This window comes from Streptomyces sp. HSW2009 (assembly GCF_040240285.1).
Lineage (GTDB): Bacteria > Actinomycetota > Actinomycetes > Streptomycetales > Streptomycetaceae > Streptomyces.
Window position 1 is genome coordinate 1 of the sequence record NZ_JBEHZD010000817.1, and the last position, 2,507, is coordinate 2,507.

A 2,507-nucleotide genomic window follows, 5' to 3' on the forward strand; every position below is an offset into this window, starting at 1 on the left:
GGGCGGGCGCCCCGGGGCCGCGGGGCGCGGGCGCGGGGCGGGGCCGGGGGGGGGCGGGGGGGGCGCGGGCGGGGGGGGGGGGCCGGGCCCCGGCGCCCGGGGCGCGGCTCACTCCTCGACGAGCAGCTTCTCCCGGAGCTGGGCGAGGGTGCGGGCGAGGAGTCGGGAGACGTGCATCTGGGAGATGCCGACCTCCTGGGCGATCTGCGACTGGGTCATGTTGCCGAAGAACCTCAGCAGCAGGATCTTCTTCTCGCGCGGTGGCAGGTCCTCAAGCAGGGGCTTGAGGGATTCGCGGTACTCGACGCCCTCCAGCGCCTCGTCCTCGGCGCCGAGGGTGTCCGCGACCGCGGGGGACTCGTCGTCGGTGTCGGGCACGTCGAGCGAGAGGGTGCTGTACGCGTTGGCGGACTCCAACCCCTCCAGGACCTCTTCTTCCGAGATCCCGAGGTGCTCGGCCAGCTCGTGCACCGTGGGCGCCCGGCCGTGCCGCTGGGAGAGCTCGGCCGTCGCCGTGGTCAGCGCCAGTCGCAGCTCCTGGAGCCGGCGCGGCACCCGCACCGCCCAGCCCTTGTCCCGGAAGTGCCGCTTGATCTCGCCGACGACGGTCGGCGTCGCGTACGTGGAGAACTCCACTCCGCGGTCGGGGTCGAAGCGGTCGACCGACTTGATCAGCCCGATGGTGGCGACCTGGGTGAGGTCGTCGAGCGGTTCGCCGCGGTTGCGGAAGCGCCGCGCGAGGTGCTCGACCAGCGGGAGGTGCATCCGCACGAGGGTGTTGCGCAGTTCGGCGCGCTCGGCGGAGCCGTCGGGGAGCTGGCGCAGCTCTATGAACATCGCACGTGCGCCGCTTCGGTCCTGTGGATCGTGGGTCCGCTGCTCGTGCTGGTGCTGGTCCATGTGGTCCGCCCGCTCTGATCCGTCGCCGGTCGGCTCCGGTTCCGCGGGGTGCGGCCGGTCCGGCTGCTGCGGGACGGCCGGGGCACGCACCCCCCGCGATGATGCAGTACTCACGGAGCCCCCCTTTCCGTTACGGCTGGCCGGGCCCGGCGCCGCGCTTCTTGTGCAGGCTGATGCTGACCGTACGGTCGTCGCCGACCGTCGAGTCGACCTCGCCTGCCAGCGCCGAGAGCACCGTCCAGGCGAAGGTGTCGCGCTCGGGAGCGCGGCCGTCGGTGGTGGGCGCCGACACCGTCACCCCGAGCGCGTCTCCGACCAGGCGGAAGACGCAACTGAGGACGCTGCCGGGGACCGCTTGTTGCAGGAGGATCGCGCACGCCTCGTCCACGGCGATGCGTAGGTCCTCGATTTCGTCGAGGGTGAAGTCCAAACGGGCTGCTAGGCCGGCTGTGGCCGTACGCAGCACCGACAGGTAGGCACCCGCAGCGGGCAACCGGACTTCCACGAAGTCCTGGGTCCCGGGCTCGCCTGCGATCTGGGACACCCTCACCTCCAAGGTGACACAAGCTGGTTGAGCTGATACGAGTGCCGGCCGTCTGCCCTATGGTGGGAGGCGGACGAAGTGGCGCGGCACATGGTTCGCCTGCGACGCTATCGCGATCTGTGGCCTCGTGTCGCCCGGACGGAGCATGGCTCGCCCAGGGTGAGTACGAGGCCGGAAGTACATGACCGTCACTCATGGTAAGCATATGAGTACGCACAGTGGCTAGGGGTTTGCGGCCCCCAATCGAAAGAGATGGCGTTCCGTTGTCCGGCCCGCTCCCTTTCGATGCGCATACCTGATGCCGTTTTCCCAGGTCGGCCGGTGGATCGCGGGTGGTCAGCCGACGTTGTGCGGGGCGGCTGCGGAAGCCGCGAGTTGGTGCAGCGGGGCGCCGGAGAGTCGACGTACGGTCCATTCGTCCATCGCCACGGCGCCCAGCGACTCGTAGAAGGCGATCGACGGGGCGTTCCAGTCGAGGACCGTCCATTCGAAGCGTTCGTACCCGCGTTCCACACAGATCCGGGCCAGCTCGGCCAGCAGCGCCTTGCCGTGGCCGCCGCCGCGCGCGGACGGGCGCACGTACAGGTCCTCCAGGTAGACGCCGTGGGTGCCGGTCCAGGTGGAGAAGTTGCGGAACCACAGGGCGAACCCGACGGGCTCGCAGCCGGTGGGGTCCGGGTCGCTCGCCGTTGCCCTGCGCGGCTGTTCGGCTATGAGGCCGAAGACCGCCGGGTGCTCGCCGAAGAGCGCCTCGTGCAACTGCTTCTCGGTGGCCTTGGCGGACTCCGGCTCGCGCTCGTACTCCGCGAGTTCGCGGATCATGGCGTGCACCACCGGGACGTCGGCGGGTGTTGCTGGTCGGATCATGCGGCCAAAGGTAACCGGAGCGACCGACAACCGGGCCGTCGGGCCAGGTCGCGGCGGTGGGGCGGGCGGTGTGCGGGGGTGGCGGGGGCGTGGGGGGCCCCCGCGGGGGGGCCCCCCGGGGGGGGGGGGGGGGCGCGGCACATTAGGCATTAAAGGCGCGGGCGGGGGGGCGGGCCGCGACGGGGGGGACGAACAC

General features: G+C 71.5%; 3 protein-coding genes. All 3 read right to left on the reverse strand.

From position 1 onward, the window contains the following. Window positions 1-108: 108 nt before the first annotated feature. The 3 genes from AAHZ94_RS32530 to AAHZ94_RS32540 all read right to left on the reverse strand — a co-directional run bounded on the left by AAHZ94_RS32530 (window position 109) and on the right by AAHZ94_RS32540 (window position 2,311). Window positions 109-1,014 (reverse strand): RNA polymerase sigma factor SigF, encoded by a 906-nt coding sequence (locus AAHZ94_RS32530; RefSeq protein WP_349997306.1) that lies wholly within the window; start codon window positions 1,012-1,014, stop codon window positions 109-111. Window positions 1,015-1,030: 16 nt separating this feature from the next. Then, the gene (locus AAHZ94_RS32535) at window positions 1,031-1,444 is read right to left on the reverse strand and encodes an ATP-binding protein (protein WP_349997307.1); all 414 of its coding nucleotides are present in this window, start codon (window positions 1,442-1,444) and stop codon (window positions 1,031-1,033) included. Between the two features lie 336 nt (window positions 1,445-1,780). Next, a complete protein-coding gene (locus AAHZ94_RS32540) occupies window positions 1,781-2,311 on the reverse strand; it encodes a GNAT family N-acetyltransferase (protein ID WP_349997308.1) in 531 nt (176 codons plus the stop codon). Between the last annotated feature and the right edge of the window lie 196 nt (window positions 2,312-2,507).

Excerpts from the sequence above, each read along its gene's own strand:
- AAHZ94_RS32540 (WP_349997308.1), bottom strand. The coding sequence starts at position 2,311 with ATGATCCGACCAGCAACACCCGCCGACGTCCCGGTGGTGCACGCCATG.